Raw genomic sequence first — 14,950 nt, forward strand, 5'->3', positions numbered from 1 at the left:
AGCGTGACTGCACCCACCGGAGGGCCGCGCCCGTCCTCAACGGCCGCCGGACCGGGACGCCGACCGGGTGCCGCGGCGCGCGAAGCGCAGCCACAGCAGCTGGGAGAAGAGCCAGCGGCGCATCGCGGCGAGGTGGGCGGGCGAACCGTGCACGTCGTCGAACGTCTTGAATTTGACATCGTCGAGCGTGCGGCGCAGCAGCGTCTGATCCGTGTCCGGGATGATCTCGTCGCGGCTGCTGGCGACATACCGGACGGGTATCCGCACCTGCCGAAGCTGCTCCGGTGTGAGTGCGAACCCCGCCAGCCGGTGACGGAGTTCGGCGAGGTCCTCGCTGCCGGTGAGGCGGCGCAGGGTGTCGGTCGTGATGCCGGGCACCCGGGGCCACCAGGCCTCGTCGGTGAAGAAGTCGGCGACGGGTGCGCCGACGGTGAGGACGCGGCGGATACGCGGGTCATCGGCGGCGGCGCGCAGGGCGAGGTGGCCGCTGAAGCTGAGGGCGAGCATCGAGGTGTCGGAGACCCGGGCACGGTCGGCGAGCTGGTCGAGCAGAAAGCTGAGGGTGCGCCAGGAGTCCGGGCCGTACGTGACGGTGTTCTCGCCGACGCCCGGCAGCTCGGCGACGACGGCGGCGAAGCCGAGCTTGCGCAGCAGGGGCAGCAGCGGCGCCCACTGCTCCTTGACGCTGACGATGCCGCCCATGACGACCAGCAGCGGGCGGGACCTGTCGAGCCCGGCGGCCCAGCAGGCGACGGTGCCGCCCGTGCCGTCGGTGTCCTTGAACTCCAGGCGCTCGACACCGTCCTGGTCACGGCGCCACTGGTCGAAGGTGTCGACGCAGAGCCGCTGGGCGCGCTGGCGATCGGCGTCACCGTGGTAGGGGAAACGGGCGAGCGCGTAGTGCCGGCACGCGTCGAGGAGGTCGTCGCGGGCGGCGGCGGCCCGGCCCTCGGCGGTCCACACCTGGGCCCAGGAGTCTGGGTCCCCCGTGGTGTCGTTGGTGATACGGGCGAGGACACGAGTGGCGTGCTCGGCCGTCATGCCCTGCCCCTGTGCGTGCAGGCGGGCGAATTCCTTGAGTTCTTCCAGATGGTCCATGGTTGGCGGGTCACCGTCCCGTTCGGTGGAAGGCGCCGTCGGAACGGCGCGGACCGAGGCCGGAGGCCCGGTCGGCTGCGATGTGCGATGTCGTTCGAACGGCCCCGGACATGACCGGGGCGACCGATGCCGGAGAAACGGTCCAGGGTCGTACGAACGCCGGTGCCGGCCCGCCCGCGACACGGATCCGCGTCGCGGGGACGGTACTCAGCTCTGCTGGGCCCTGTCTTCAAACTGGCGTCTGGCTCACGACGCCTGGCACGCGCCCTCGCTGCGTTGGCAGCGTTCTCGAAGGCGTCCAAGTACGTCCACTACGAGCGCGATCCTCCGCCTTGCGATCGCACGCACCAGACGCCGTGAGCCCCGCCCTGTGGGCGGACGACTCCAGTTTGAAGAGAGGCCCTAGGCCAGGTACGCCTCGACGGCGTCGGCCGCGATGGCCGGACCGTCGACGGAGCGCATGCGCTCCCGCATGGCCCGCACCCTGTCGGCCACCGACGCGTCGCCCGTGACCTGGTCCGCGGCCTCGCGCAGGCTCTGCACCGTGACGTCCTCCTTGGCCAGCCGGCGGCCGAGGCCCAACTCCTCCACGCGCTGGGCGTTGGCCCGCTGCTCGCTCGTCTGCGGCACGACCACCATGGGCACACCGTTGTTCAGCGACTCCATGGTGCTGTTCATACCGCCGTGGGTGATGAACAGCCGGGCGTGGCGCAGCACGTCGAGCTGCGGCGCGTACCGCCGTACGTCGACGTTCGCGGGCAGCGGCCCGAGGCCCGCGGGGTCGGTGTGCTCACCGACGGTGATGAGGACGTCCCACTCGGAGTCACCGAAGGCCTCGATGGCCATCGTGAAGAACTCCGACCAGCCCCTGGCCGAGGTGCCGAGCGAGATCAGCAGCACGGGCCGGTCCGCCGAGGCCGGCTGCCAGGTGCCCTGGTAGGGGCGTTCGGCGATGCAGGGCCCGGTGAAGACGAACCGTTCGTCGAAGGTCTCGCCCGCGTACTGGAATTCGCGCGGGAGGAAGATGACACCGAGCTTCTCGATGTGCGAGAGGAAGCCCATCGGGTCGGGCGCCAGGCCGAACTGGGGCAGCACGCCCGCGAGCTTCTGCACCGCTTCCATGATCTGCGGGTCGCTCAGCTCCGCCACCGGGAACTTCTCCCGGAGCGAGAAGTGTTCGTTGGCACCGAACACCGGATAGGTACGGATCAGCGGAATGTCGTTCTTGGCGGCGAAGAACCGCGCTCCCCACGCCATGAAGTCATGGACGATCACATCCGGCCGGTTCTCCTCGTAGAACGGTGCGACCTGTTCCACGAGGGACGTGCTTTCGTCCAGGCACCGCAGCCCCTCGCCGGCGTTCTCCTCGGCAGTGAGGGGGGCCTGGTAGAAGTCGCCGAAGACCGAGTCGTACCTGACCGGTTCGGCGCCGGCGGCCTTCACTATGGGGGCGAAATGGTCCGTTGCGGTGCAGGTGACGCGATGACCTCGTTTCACCAGTTCCTCGACGACACCGACCGTGGGATTGACATGGCCTACGGCAGGAAAGTTGAAGAAAGCGATGTGGCGTTGCACGAATATCTCCCTCTCATCCAGTTCTGACGGGTTCCGCGCGCGAGGCGGACCGGTGTGTCTCGTCCAGGAGTTCCGCCTGCCGCAGGGTGGCGCGGGTGTCCGGGAGGGTTCCGGCGCGCACCGCGGCGGCGAAGGCCTCGACGGTGGCCGCCACCTGGTCGTGCGGTTCGAGCCGGATCTCCTCGGTCTTCCCGCCGCGGTGCAGGCCGATCACGGGGACATGGTCGGCGGGCGGGGTGAACGCCCGGTCGACGGTGATGCTGCCCTCGCTGCCCCACAGTTCGTACGACGAGCGGTAGGCGTGCTCCATGCCGAAGGTGATCTGGGCAGTGACGCCGCCGGGGGTGCTCAGCAGCGCGGCGCCGGAGGTCTCGACCCGCCGCCCCGCGCCCCGCAGGAGGCGGGCGCCGACGACGTCGAGTTCGAGGCCGAGGAAGTGCAGTGCGGCCCGGAGGGGGTAGACCCCGACGTCCGCCAGTGCCCCGCCGCCGAGTTCGGGGTCGTATCTGATGTCACCGTCCGGCAGCGGTGGAATGGTGAACGCCGCCTGGAACGCCCGCAGTTCACCTATCGCGCCGTCAGCGGCCAGGCGCCGCACGGCGCTGTGCAGATGGTGATGGACGAACATGACGTTCTCCATGAGCACCAGGTCGCGGGTGTCGGCGAGTTCGAGCAGTTCTCCGGTGCGGTGGCGGTCGGTGGTCAGGGGCTTCTCGGCGAGGACGTGCCGGCCCGTGTTCAGTGCCGCCTCGGTCCACCGGGCGTGCAGCGCCGCCGGCAGCGGTATGTAGACGGCCTGGATGTCGTCGAGTTCGAGGAGTTCGCCGTATCCGTGCACGGGGCGGCAGCCGAAGCGTTCCGCGACCTGCCGGGCCTTGGCCGGGTCCCGGCTGGCCACGGCCGCTATCTCGATGTCGGGGCAGGCGGCGAAGGCGGGAAGCATGCGGCGTACCGCGATGCCCGCGCATCCGATCACCCCGACCCGCAGGGGTCCGGTCACCGGGTGCTCACCGCCGTCGCGTTGAGACAGGCGAGCATGGTGCGTGCCTGGACGTTGAGGTAGTGACCGTGCCGGACCAGGGAGGTGAGCTGCGCGGGGGTGACCCAGGCATAGCCGGGCGGCGGGTCGAGCGGTGCGTCGGCCTCGTCCGCGTCGACGATGAGGAAGCGGCTCTCGGCGTTGAGGAAGCGCCCGCCTTCCTCGGAGTGCACGACCTCGTAGCGGATGCGGTCCGCACCGGCGCGCAGCACCGTGTCCAGGAACAGGGGGCGTTGCTCCTCGGGCAGGTGGGCGTAGTTGTCCGGGGTGCACTGCACGGTCGGTCCCAGCTCGACGGTGTCGAGGAAGCCGGCCTCGACACGGGCCTGTACGAGCACATGCTGGACCCCGCCGAACTCACGGGTGAGGAAGGCGGTGACGCCCAGACCGACCGGCTCGAACAGGGGCTGGGTCCAGCCCGTCACCTCGCGGTTTCCCGCCCGTACGGACACGGCCACGACGTTGAAGTAGCGGCCCTCCTCGTGCTCGATGGCGCTCTCGCCGCGCTTCCAGCCGGGAATGGAGTCCAGCGGGACGCGCTCGGTCCGCACGGAGTGCCGGGTGCGCTCGCCCGTGAACCATGAGAGCAGTTCGATGTCCGAGAGCAGCGCGCCGTCCGAGGCGTCCTCGAAGGGCAGGCAGGACAGCACCGTACGGGAGTCCATGTTGACCACGTTGTCCCGGCGCAGCAGCTCGTGGATCTGTCCCAGGGTGAGCCAGCAGAAATCGTCCAGCAGCGGCACGTCTCCCACCGCCTCCACCACCATGTTGCGGTTGGACTTGCGGTAGAACCACGAGCCGTGCTCGGACTGGAGCACATCGGCGACGATCCGGCCGCGGTTGGGTCCGACGAAGTATTCGACGTACTTGACGTCCCCGCCCTTGTGGGCCTTGGTGTAGTTGCTGCGGGTCGCCTGGACCGTGGGCGAGAGCTGGAGCAGGTTCGGGTTGCCCGGCTCCATCTTCGCCTGCATCAGGAAGTGCAGCACCCCGTCGAACTCCTTGACGAGGATGCCGAGGATGCCCACCTCGGGCTGTTTGATGATGGGCTGGTACCAGTCGGCGTAGGGACCGTCACCGTGCGGTTCCGCCTCCTCCGTGACGTGCAGGCCCTCGACGGTGAAGAACCGGCCGCTGCGGTGCACCAGGTTCCCGGTGGACTCCTGGAACGACCAGCCGTCCAGCTCCGCGAACGGTATCCGCTCCACCCGGAAGGCATTGGCCCTGCCCCGTCCGGCCAGCCAGTCGCCGAAGTCTTCGGTACGCAGGTGCGCACCCTGGGCGGCGGCAGCCGACAGAGCGATGCGGGCGGACAGGCTCTTGTTCTCGGGCGTCTGGATGATGGGAGACGGCATCGGAGGGACTCCCCGCCTTTCTCGTGATGCGTACGCGGCAGGGTCAGGCATGTTCGGCCGCGAGGAAGTCGTTGAGGACCAGGCGGTAGTAGTGGGGGCCGAAGCCCATGTCCGCGACCTGAGGAACCAGGGAGCGCAGCTTCTGGGTGGAGATGGTGTACGGGACACCCGTGTCCACGTACTGCTTGCGCGGTTCGAGCCCCCACGCGTCGGCGAGATGGTCGACGATGTCCTCCACCGGGGCAGCGAATCCGGAGGCCACGTTGACCGTGTCGGCCCGCGGATCCGCGGCGAGCAGCCGGTCGATGATCGTTATCACGTCGCTGACCCGGATCAGGTCACGGGTGGCGCCCCGGTGGATGGTGACCACCCCTTCGCGCACCTGCCGCACCAGCGTGGGGATGAGCTGGTGGTACCGCCCGTGCGGTCCCACCAGGTGCGCCAGCCGCAGGATGAGGTGGTCGGCCCCGGAGTCGCGCAGCTGGTCCTCAAGCGCGAGTTTGTGTGCGCCGTAGGGGGTGTACGGGGTCACCGGGGTGTCCTCGCTGCCCGGTCCCTCGGCGAGCCCGTACATTCCGATCGCGGCGGTGGAGAAGAACAGGAGCCGCTGCCCGTCGGCCGCGCACCGCTTGGCGACGTCGCGCAGCAGTGCGGCCTCCCTGGCGAAGTCCGCGTCGGAGGCGCCGCTCGTTCTGGACTCTCCCGCGGCGAGGGCCACGGTGCCCGGATGCCGGCCTGCCAGCGGACGCAGACACCGTGCCAGGAATCCGGTTCCCACTATGTCCATCGTCATCTTCCTGATCTCTGGGGTGGGAGGCGGTCCGTCGGGCTCAGCCGCGCTGGGCCACGAACTCCTTGATCGTGGCGGTCACGTAGTCGAGCATTTCGTCGGTGAGGCCTGGGTAGACGCCGACCCAGAAGGTGTGCTCGGTGATGATGTCGCTGTTGGTGAGGTCGCCGACGATGCGGTGGGGCTGGCCGATGTAGGCCGGCTGGCGGGTGAGGTTGCCGGCGAACAGCCGCCGGGTGCCGATCTTCCGCTCCTCCAGACGCTCGACCAGTTCGGCGCGTGTGAAGCGGGCCTCGGGGTCGACGGTGATGATGAAACCGAACCAGCTCGGCTCGGACCGCGGGGTCGGCTCGGGGAGCAGCAGGCCCGGTACACCGTCCAGTCCCTCGCGCAGCCGGCGCCAGTTGCGCCGGCGCGCCTCGATGAAGCCGTCGAGCTTGGTGAGCTGCGTGAGGCCCAGCGCGGCCTGGATGTCGGTTCCCTTCAGGTTGTAACCGACGTGGGAGAAGATGTACTTGTGGTCGTATCCGGCGGGCAGATTGCCCATCTGGTACTCGAACCGCTTGAAGCAGGTGTTGTTCTTGCCGGGTTCGCACCAGCAGTCCCGCCCCCAGTCGCGCAGTGACTCCACGATGCGGGCCAGGCCCAGGTCGGAGGTGAGGACGCAGCCGCCCTCACCCATGGTGAGGTGGTGCGCGGGGTAGAAGCTGACCGTGGTCAGGTCGCCGAAGGTGCCGGTGATCTGACCGTCGTAGGTGGAGCCGACCGCGTCGCAGTTGTCCTCGATGAGGAAGAGGTCGTGGTCCTTGGCGAGCTGGGCGACCTCGGCGACCTCGAAGGGGTTGCCGAGCGCGTGCGCGATGATGATCGCGCGGGTCTTGGGGCCGATGGCCGCCGCCACCCGGTCGGCCGTGGTGTTGTACGTGGCCAGGTTCACGTCCACGAAGACCGGCAGGAGCCCGTTCTGCAGGATCGGGTTGACGGTGGTGGGGAATCCCGCCGCGACGGTGATGACCTCGTCGCCGGGCTTCAGCCGCCGGTCACCGAGCTGGTGCGACATGAGGGCCGAGACGGCGAGAAGGTTCGCCGACGAACCGGAGTTGGTCAGATGGGCCTTGCGCCGCTTCAGGCGCTTGGCGAAGGCGGACTCGAACTTCTTGGAGCTGGGCCCGGCGGCGATGCGCATGGTCAGCGCGGCCTCGACGAGGGCGACCCGGTCCTCTTCGTCCAGGACCGCGCCGGACGGCCAGATCTCGGTCACACCGGGCACGAACTCCTGGTCGGGCGCGGTCTCCCGGTGGTACCTGCGGACCTCGTCCAGCACCAGTTCTTTGTTGTCGGCGGTATCGCTCATCGTCGTTTCCTATCGTTGACTGGCGTCGGCACCGCGGCCGTGAGCAGGTCGCGCAGCGAGGTGTCGAGGGAGCGCCGCGGCTGCCATCCCAGGAGCCGCAGCGCCCGTGAGACGTCCAGTTGCAGCCACTGCGCGTCGGTGCGTCCGGGCTGGTCGGCGACGGACTCGACGACCGGGAGATCCACGCCGCTGAGTTCGACCATGCGGTGGATCAGCGCGTCCATCGGGACAGCCTCGCCGCGGCCGATGTTGATCACCTCGCCGCTGAGGTCCAGCCCCGGCGCGGTGGCGGCGGCCCGTACGGCGTCGGCGGCGTCCTGCGCGTCCAGGATGTCGCGGTGGGCGCGCAGCGGAGGAAGCCTCAGCTCGTCCGGTTTCTCGCCCAGCGAGTGGGCTCGGGCGGCGTCGGCGAGGTGCGCGGCGACCATGCCGAAAAGGCTGCCGACCGGCGCCCCGGCGCCGATCACGTTGGAGAGGCGGAGCACCACACCGTCCAGGCCGTGTTCCGCCGCGGCCCGTAGCACGATCCGGGTGCCGAGGAGTTTGGTGCGCCCGTACGGTGTGACGGGAGCGGGCTCCTGCTCCTCGGAGGTGCCGGCGCCGGGTGCTCCGGCGCCGTACTCGTGGACGGTGCCGAGCTGGATCAGCCGCGGCCCGTGCGGCAGGTCGACGAGTGACTCCGTCACGCGGGCCACCAGGTCCGCGTTGCCCGCGGTCATCTCGGCCTCGTCGGCCCGCCAGACCCGGCCGGCGGCGTTGACGACCACGTCGGGCCGCACCGAACGGAAGAATTCGGTGAGTTCGCGCGGGCCGGCGGTCAGCAGGTCCATGCGGACGGAACGCGGGCCCGCCGCGCCGTCCTCCGCCGGACTCCGGGACACCAGGTGCACCAGGGCGCCGTCGGCGGTGAACGCCTCGCCGATGCGGCGGCCCAGGTAGCCGGTGCCCCCGAGCACCACGACGCGGAGCCCGGCGGCCCCACCGTTGTCAGCCTTCGGCACGTTCGGCCCCGTACTTGACGGACTTCCACCAGTCGACGTTGTCGCGGTACCAGTCCACCGTGGCGGCCAGGCCCTCCTCGAATCCGGTCAGCGGCGCGTACCCCAGCTCGTCCCGGATCTTGGAATCGTCGATGGAGTACCGCAGGTCGTGCGCCTTGCGGTCGGCGACGTGGCGGATCATCTCCGGTCCCGAGCCGGTCTCTTCGAGCAGCCGCTCGGTGATGGCGCGGTTGGTCCGCTCGTTGCCGCCGCCGATGTTGTAGATCTCACCGGCCCGGCCGTCCTGGAGCACGAGGTGGATGCCACGGCAGTGGTCGTCCACATGCAGCCACTCGCGGATGTTGCCTCCGTCGCCGTACAGCGGCACCTGCCTGGCTTCCAGCAGGTTGGTGACGAACAGTGGGATGAGCTTCTCGGGGTGCTGGTACGGCCCGTAGTTGTTGGAGCAGCGCGTGATGGAGAGGTCCACTCCGTGGGTGCGCCAGTAGGTGCGGGCGACCAGGTCGGAACAGGCCTTGGAAGCCGCGTAGGGGGTGTTGGGGAGCAGCGGCCAGTCCTCGGTCCAGGAGCCCTCCCCGATCGAGCCGTACACCTCGTCGGTGGAGACGTGCACGACCCGCTCGACACCGGTGTGCAGCACGGCGTCGAGCAGCGTCTGGGTGCCCAGGACATTGGTGCGGAAGAACTCGCCCGCGCCCTCCAGTGACCGGTCCACATGGGACTCCGCGGCGAAGTGCACCACGGCGTCGTGTCCGGGCAGCAGTTCGCGCAGCAGGCCCGCGTCGCAGATGTCGCCCTGGACGAACTCCAGGCGCGGGTGCGTGGCCGGCAGGTTGTCGCGGTTGCCCGCGTAGGTCAGCTTGTCCAGGACGGTGACGCCGGCGCCCTGCCACCCCGCGTAGTTGTCCGCGAGGAGGTTACGGACGAAGTTGGAGCCGATGAAACCGGCCGCTCCGGTGATGAGGATCCTCATGCCGCGACCTCCACTCGGGTGTGGTCTCCGACGACCAGGCAGTAACGGCCCGTGCTCTCCTCGGTGGTGCCGACGGAGGCTGAGCGGCCGATGACGGAACTGCGCAGGCCCTGGACGCCGGTGACCGACGCTCCGTCCAGGGCGATGGAGTACTCAAGCCGGCTTCCGGTGACCGCACAGCCGCGTCCGATGGACGTGTGCGGGCCGATGTGGCTGTCCTCCACGACCGTGCCGGCGCCGATGATCGCGGGGCCCTCGATACGGGAGCGCACGATGCGCGCCCCCTCCTCCACGACGACCGGTCCCGCCAGCACGCTGGCGTCGTCGACCTCACCGGCCACGGAGGGCCGCAGGCTGTCCAGCATGCGCTGGTTGCACTCCAGAAGGTCCTCGACGTTCCCGGTGTCCTTCCAGTAGCCCTCGTACTGGCCGGCCCGCACATCCGCTCCCGACGTCACCAGCCACTGGATCGCGTCGGTGATCTCCAGTTCGCCGCGGGCGCTGGGCTCAATGGCCTTCACCGCCTCGTGGATGGCGGCGGTGAAGAAGTACACGCCGATCAGGGCCAGGTCGCTGCGCGGCTGCTGGGGCTTCTCCACCAGGCGCAGCACCTCGCCGGCCGGGCCCAGTTCGGCCACGCCGAAGCTCCGCGGGTTCGGGACCTTGTACACCACTACATGGGCGGCCGGGCGGTGCGTGGCGAAGTCCTCGGCGATGCCGGCGATGCCCTCGGGCAGCATGTTGTCGCCGAGGTACATCACGAAGTCGTCGTCACCGAGGAAGTCCCGTGCGATGACGACGGTGTGGGCGAGGCCGAGCGGAGCTTCCTGCTGGATGTAGGTCAGCCGTACCCCGAACCGCGATCCGTCCCCGAGCGCCTGGTGGATCTCGGCGACGCGGTCGCCGACGATGATCCCGATCTCGGTCACGCCCAGGTCCGCGATGTTCCTCAGGACGTATTCCAGTACCGGGGTGTTCGCGATGGGGATGAGCTGTTTGGGCATCGAGTAGCTGAATGGCCGTAGGCGGGTGCCCGATCCGCCGGCCAACACCAGAGCCTTCATGGCAGGTCCTCTCGATTCATGTGGTGATGCCTCTTCGGTCTGGTGCGTGGTGCACAGCCGCTCGGCCGGGCACCGGCGTTCCGGTGCGCGGGCGGGCGGCAGGACGGGGGTTTCGCCGCGTCAGGCGGCGTCGAAATCGGACAGCATGCCTGCTGCCAGTGCCTCGGCCAGCGAGGGCGCCTTCGCGTCCTTGTCCGAGATCAGGGGTGTCCCGGCGCAGTCCCAGGGCAGGTCCAGGTCGGGGTCGAGCGGGTTGATGTCGATCTGTGTTCCGGGGACGTAGGTGCTGCTGACGACGTAACAGATGCAGCTGTCGTCGGTCAGCGCCAGGAATCCGTGGCCGACACCCTCCGGGACGTACACGGACCGGCCGGAGGCGGCGTCCAGTTCGTTCACCTGGTGCCTGCCGAACGTGGGCGAACCGACCCGCAGGTCGACGAGGATGTCGCGCAGCACGCCCCGGACGCAGGTGACGTACTTGGCCTGCCCCGGAGGACTGCTCACGCTGTGGATGCCGCGCAGGGTGTGACGCCTGGAGACCGAGTAGTTGATCTGTCGGGGCTGGAAGGTGATCCCCCCGGCCCGCTCCAGTTCGTCGGACCGCATCGACTCGTAGAACACGCCCCGGTCGTCGGATATGTGGTCCGGCTCGATCAGGAACGTGCCGGGGATGGTGCTTTCCTCGATGCGCACGGCTCGTTCGCCCTTTCGTCCTTTCGTCCTGAACCCGACTCGTGCCGAGTGGGCGGAGGCCGGCCGCTCAGCCGCGATGCTCCGCGGTCAGCCTCTCCAGGACCGGGACCACGTCCTTCGGCGCCGGCGCGGCCAGCATGTCCTCGTACAGACCGCGGGCCCCGAGCTCGAAGGACGGCTCCTCGACCAGCCGGACGAGGTCCTTGCCCAGGCTGTCGACGTCGATCGACGCCGCGTCGGCGATCAGTCCGGCACCCCGGCGGACGACGTACCGCGCCGTGACCATCTCGTCCCACATCGGGAGCGGCACGACGAGTTGCGGCACCTTGAACGCGACGGCGGCGGCGAACGTCCCGCCGCCACCGTGGTGGATGATCGCCGAGCTGGTGGGCAGCACCTGGTTGAGCGGTACGTACTCGATGGCGCGGACGTTGTCCGGGAGCGTGCCCACGGCGCTGAGCTGCTCGCTGTTCAGCGTCGCGACCAGTTCCAGATCCAGACCGGACACGGAGTCGAAGAACTCCCGCATCGGGAAGCCGCTGTGGCGACCGGCGAGCAGTCGGCGGCTCACACCCAGGGTGAGCACCGCGCGAGGCCGCTCGGGCCGGGCGTGCAGCCACTGCGGAAGTGTGGCGGCCCCGTTGTACGGGACCCGGCGGACCGGGACGTACGTCAGGTCCAGCGGGTCGCGCATCCGGGACTGGGTCAGGTCCAGGGTCCACTGGCCGACCAGCGTCTCCTCGGTGAAGTCGAGGTCGTAGCGCTCCAGCACCGGGCCGAGCCACGACATCCACGGGTCCTCGGTCAGGCCCGAGGACGGATCGGCCAGCTCCTGCCGCGTCTTGGAACGGATCAGACCGATGTTGTCCATGCCGAACAGAAGACGCGCGTGGGCGGCGCCGCAGGCACGCGCGGCCACCGCTCCGGTCGGGGCCAGCGGGTCCCACAACACCAGGTCGGGGCGCCAGTCCTGAGCGAATGCCACCAGCTTGTCGAGGATCGGCCGAGCGCCACCGCTCACCGTCTCCGGCGGGTAGTACGCGTTGAACATTCCCGCGAGGACGGCCCTGGCCTTACGCCAGGCGTTCTCGTCGGCGGGGTCGAGCGCCAGGGTGGGCCGGTTGGGGCCCGCGCCGGCCATCAAGGGCGCCAGGGAGGCGGTGAGTTCCTCCTTGCCGCCCAGGGACACCGCGGTGAGGCCGGCCGAGGTGATGTTGGCGATCACGTTCGGGTCGACCACCCCCTCGGGGCTCGCCACCACGACCTCGTGCCCGGCACTCTGCAGCGCCCATGCCAGCGGGATGGCTGGATAGAGATGTGCTGATGTCGGAAAGATGGTGAAAAGAACGCGCATCGCTGACCTCTCCGAGACTGCCGGCCCGACGCCGACGGCGTGCTGTTCACTCGAATCCTGCGAGGGGGCTCTAAAGAGCCGCTTGTGCAGAGCGGGCAGGGAAGCGGCCTTCCGGCGGCGGTCGGCGGGAAACTCTTCAAGTGCCCCCGGCCACAGCCCGGTTCAGGGTCCTGCGTTCACGTCAGGATCTGCCCATACCGGGGCCCCACCCGCACAATCCACCCTTTTGACGATCAATCAACCCATCAGGCGCCGCCGGAACTCCCGTTACCGCCAGCAACAGGCATCTGACCAGCAGGAACAGCGATGCGCCACTGGAGTACCCGGATCGATCGGTTCCGCAAATTTGTACCAACGGAACCCTGATCCCACCCCACTCTTAACTGCGTTGACTTATCATCCCCGCAGGATGGCGCACATGTTGCGGGGGACAGTGCAGATGATGGGCAGTCACGAACGTTCCGACACCGGGGACGAGTCGAGGGGTCACAGACCCGAGGCGGTTGTCCCGCCAAGTCCCGGGACCGTCTTTCCCGTTTCCCGGTCGGCACGCACCATCCTCATCCCCACGCTGCTGGGCTACGCGCTCCTCACCGCCCTGGGCATCCTGAGCGCCGGAACATCGCCGGCCGCCGAGGCAGTCAGCCTGCTCCTCCTCCTGCTGATCCTCGCCCTGCAACTCATGCACTCCGCACCGCGCATGAATCAGGCCCCCCTGCCCCGGAGATGCCTGACCCTCACCCTCCAGGCAGTCCTGACCTACCTCCCCGTCCTCGTCTTCCAGACCTACTGGGAAGCCATGGCCGGCTACCTGGCCGGCTCACTCCTGCTCCTTCTGCCGCCCCGCGTGGCCTGGCCGCTCTACGCCACCGTGGGCCTGAGCATGCTCGTACCACCGCTCGTCGACAGCCGACCACTCATCGAGAGCGTGTTCTTCGCCCACACCACGCTCCTGTCGGGACTCGTCCTCTACGGACTCACCCGGCTGACGGAACTGACCACACATCTCCACACCACCCGCGGTCAACTCGCCCGCCAAGCCGTCACCGGAGAACGACTCCGCTTCGCCCGCGACCTCCACGATCTCCTCGGCTTCAGCCTCTCCGCCATCACCCTCAAAAGCGAACTCGTCCAACACCTCATCCCCACCCACCCCAACCGCGCCGTGAAGGAGATCAACGAGGTCCTGACCATCGCCGGACAGTCCCTCGCCGACGTCCGCAAAGCCGCGAGCGGTTACCGCGCCATGTCGCTCCGGCAGGAGATCAGAGCCGCGCAGTCGATGCTCGACGCCGCCGGCATCGACCTGCGGGTGGAGGTCGAACTCAGCACACTCTCCCCCCATGTCGAGACCGAACTCGCCACCACGCTACGCGAAGCCGTCACCAACGTCCTGCGGCACAGCAAGGCCGCACACTGCGGCATCCAAGCCGTCCAACAGGACGGCCTGGTCCGCCTCGTGGTCGAGAACGACGGCGCCGACCCCGCCTACCACAACCCGGCACCTCACAGCGGCAACGGACTCGGCAACCTTCAGGCGCGTATGAACGCGATAGGCGGACACCTCGAATCGGGCCGTGGCGAAGACGGCACTTTTCGTCTCCTCGCCGAAGCGCCCTCGCGAAGACCACCAGAAGCGTCCCCGGAACCGAGGGAGAGCGTCTTCCCGCCCACTGGATCAGCCGCATGACCGCACGCCCCGGCAACACTGGTACGGACCATGACACCTCGTCACTATCCGGTTCCTACAGACCGCAGGCGGGAGCGCAGTGATACGCATACTGATCGCCGAGGACATGAACATGGTCCGCGGCGCCCTGGTCGCTCTGCTGAATCTCCAAGCCGATCTCGAAGTGGTGTGTGAGGTCGGGCGCGGAGACGAGATCGTCGAGATGGCGCTCAAGCACCGGCCCGACGTTGCCATCATCGACATCGATCTACCCGGGTGTGACGGTCTGTCGGCCGCGACTCAGCTGCGCGAACGACTCCCGCAGTGCGGCGCCCTCATCCTCACCAGCCTCGGCCGGCCCGGCACCCTGCGCCGGGCGCTTGAGGCCCGGGTATCGGGCTATCTCCTCAAGGACGCCCCCTCGGCCGAACTCGCCACCGCCGTACGGCGGGTGGCCGCGGGGCACCGAGCCTTCGACCCGGAACTGGCGCTGGCCGCCTGGGGAGAGTTCGAAAACCCCCTCACCGACCGGGAGGCCCAGGTTCTGCGGCTCACGGCGGAAGGCGCGGAGACACGGGAGATCGCCTCCGTGCTGCGGTTGTCGGCGGGGACGGTCCGCAACTATCTGACCACCATCGTCAGCAAACTCAACGCGCGTAACCGGATCGACGCGATCCGTATCGCCAGGGACGCGGACTGGCTGCAGTGACAGCGTCCGTCGGTCGCGATGAGGCGGCTTTGGCAGATCACTAGGGTCGCTCAATACCGTGCGGTCGCAGGCAGCCTGCTGCGTCGACGGGAAGGAGCGGCCGGTGGCCGTTGACACGACTCATACGAGTGACACGAGCGCCCCTGGGGGTACGGAGGGAACAACTCGTCCGACTCACGAGGTCCGTCGTCTGGATCGGGTGGTCATCCGTTTCGCGGGTGATTCCGGTGACGGTATGCAGCTGACGGGTGACCGGTTCACGTCGGAGACGGCGTC

At 68.9% G+C, this 14,950-nt stretch carries 13 protein-coding genes; 2 read left to right on the plus strand and 11 right to left on the minus strand.

All coding sequences use genetic code 11. From position 1 onward, the window contains the following. Positions 1 to 36: 36 nt before the first annotated feature. The 11 genes from ACIBLA_RS36000 to ACIBLA_RS36050 all read right to left on the minus strand — a co-directional run bounded on the left by ACIBLA_RS36000 (position 37) and on the right by ACIBLA_RS36050 (position 12,296). Positions 37 to 1,098, minus strand: a complete 1,062-nt coding sequence (locus ACIBLA_RS36000; protein ID WP_399201003.1) for an alpha/beta hydrolase — start codon at positions 1,096 to 1,098, stop codon at positions 37 to 39. Positions 1,099 to 1,500: 402 nt separating this feature from the next. Further along, complete coding sequence (locus tag ACIBLA_RS36005; protein ID WP_363246667.1) at positions 1,501 to 2,673, minus strand: macrolide family glycosyltransferase; 1,173 nt, start codon at positions 2,671 to 2,673, stop codon at positions 1,501 to 1,503. Positions 2,674 to 2,686: 13 nt separating this feature from the next. After that, the gene (locus ACIBLA_RS36010) at positions 2,687 to 3,673 is read right to left on the minus strand and encodes a Gfo/Idh/MocA family oxidoreductase (RefSeq protein WP_363246668.1); all 987 of its coding nucleotides are present in this window, start codon (positions 3,671 to 3,673) and stop codon (positions 2,687 to 2,689) included. After that, complete coding sequence (locus tag ACIBLA_RS36015) at positions 3,670 to 5,067, minus strand: NDP-hexose 2,3-dehydratase family protein (protein WP_363246669.1); 1,398 nt, start codon at positions 5,065 to 5,067, stop codon at positions 3,670 to 3,672. The genes ACIBLA_RS36010 and ACIBLA_RS36015 overlap by 4 nt, the downstream gene beginning before the upstream one ends. 43 nt (positions 5,068 to 5,110) lie before the next feature. Beyond that, positions 5,111 to 5,854 carry an NAD-dependent epimerase/dehydratase family protein gene (locus ACIBLA_RS36020; protein ID WP_363246670.1) on the minus strand — a complete coding sequence of 248 codons (744 nt, stop codon included), beginning with the start codon at positions 5,852 to 5,854 and terminating at the stop codon, positions 5,111 to 5,113. A gap of 43 nt (positions 5,855 to 5,897) precedes the next feature. Next, a complete protein-coding gene (gene rfbH / locus ACIBLA_RS36025) occupies positions 5,898 to 7,211 on the minus strand; it encodes a lipopolysaccharide biosynthesis protein RfbH (RefSeq protein WP_363246671.1) in 1,314 nt (437 codons plus the stop codon). Beyond that, the gene (locus tag ACIBLA_RS36030) at positions 7,208 to 8,212 is read right to left on the minus strand and encodes an NAD-dependent epimerase/dehydratase (protein ID WP_363246672.1); all 1,005 of its coding nucleotides are present in this window, start codon (positions 8,210 to 8,212) and stop codon (positions 7,208 to 7,210) included. Before ACIBLA_RS36030 ends, rfbH begins: the two co-directional genes overlap by 4 nt. Beyond that, a complete protein-coding gene (rfbB, locus tag ACIBLA_RS36035) occupies positions 8,199 to 9,185 on the minus strand; it encodes a dTDP-glucose 4,6-dehydratase (RefSeq protein ID WP_363246673.1) in 987 nt (328 codons plus the stop codon). Before rfbB ends, ACIBLA_RS36030 begins: the two co-directional genes overlap by 14 nt. Then, positions 9,182 to 10,249 carry a glucose-1-phosphate thymidylyltransferase gene (locus tag ACIBLA_RS36040; protein WP_363246674.1) on the minus strand — a complete coding sequence of 356 codons (1,068 nt, stop codon included), beginning with the start codon at positions 10,247 to 10,249 and terminating at the stop codon, positions 9,182 to 9,184. Before ACIBLA_RS36040 ends, rfbB begins: the two co-directional genes overlap by 4 nt. 120 nt (positions 10,250 to 10,369) lie before the next feature. Next, entirely contained in the window at positions 10,370 to 10,942 is a 573-nt protein-coding gene (locus ACIBLA_RS36045) for a dTDP-4-dehydrorhamnose 3,5-epimerase family protein (protein WP_399201004.1), read from the minus strand. A gap of 67 nt (positions 10,943 to 11,009) precedes the next feature. After that, entirely contained in the window at positions 11,010 to 12,296 is a 1,287-nt protein-coding gene (locus ACIBLA_RS36050; RefSeq protein ID WP_399201005.1) for an activator-dependent family glycosyltransferase, read from the minus strand. A 442-nt stretch (positions 12,297 to 12,738) separates the two neighbouring features. On the opposite strand from ACIBLA_RS36050, the gene ACIBLA_RS36055 reads away from it, so the two are divergent. Next, entirely contained in the window at positions 12,739 to 13,986 is a 1,248-nt protein-coding gene (locus tag ACIBLA_RS36055; RefSeq protein ID WP_363246677.1) for a histidine kinase, read from the plus strand. Between the two features lie 79 nt (positions 13,987 to 14,065). Further along, entirely contained in the window at positions 14,066 to 14,674 is a 609-nt protein-coding gene (locus tag ACIBLA_RS36060) for a response regulator transcription factor (RefSeq protein ID WP_363246678.1), read from the plus strand. Positions 14,675 to 14,950 lie beyond the last annotated feature (276 nt).

This window comes from Streptomyces sp. NPDC050433, assembly GCF_044458565.1.
In the GTDB taxonomy this organism is placed as follows: domain Bacteria; phylum Actinomycetota; class Actinomycetes; order Streptomycetales; family Streptomycetaceae; genus Streptomyces.

Bases quoted from the DNA above. Each gene is read 5' to 3' on its own strand.
- rfbH (WP_363246671.1), bottom strand. From the start codon at position 7,211: ATGAGCGATACCGCCGACAACAAAGAACTGGTGCTGGACGAGGTCCGC.
- ACIBLA_RS36055 (WP_363246677.1), top strand. From the start codon at position 12,739: ATGGGCAGTCACGAACGTTCCGACACCGGGGACGAGTCGAGGGGTCAC.
- ACIBLA_RS36000 (WP_399201003.1), bottom strand. From the start codon at position 1,098: ATGGACCATCTGGAAGAACTCAAGGAATTCGCCCGCCTGCACGCACAG.
- ACIBLA_RS36050 (WP_399201005.1), bottom strand. From the start codon at position 12,296: ATGCGCGTTCTTTTCACCATCTTTCCGACATCAGCACATCTCTATCCA.
- ACIBLA_RS36020 (WP_363246670.1), bottom strand. From the start codon at position 5,854: ATGGACATAGTGGGAACCGGATTCCTGGCACGGTGTCTGCGTCCGCTG.
- ACIBLA_RS36040 (WP_363246674.1), bottom strand. From the start codon at position 10,249: ATGAAGGCTCTGGTGTTGGCCGGCGGATCGGGCACCCGCCTACGGCCA.
- ACIBLA_RS36015 (WP_363246669.1), bottom strand. From the start codon at position 5,067: ATGCCGTCTCCCATCATCCAGACGCCCGAGAACAAGAGCCTGTCCGCC.
- rfbB (WP_363246673.1), bottom strand. From the start codon at position 9,185: ATGAGGATCCTCATCACCGGAGCGGCCGGTTTCATCGGCTCCAACTTC.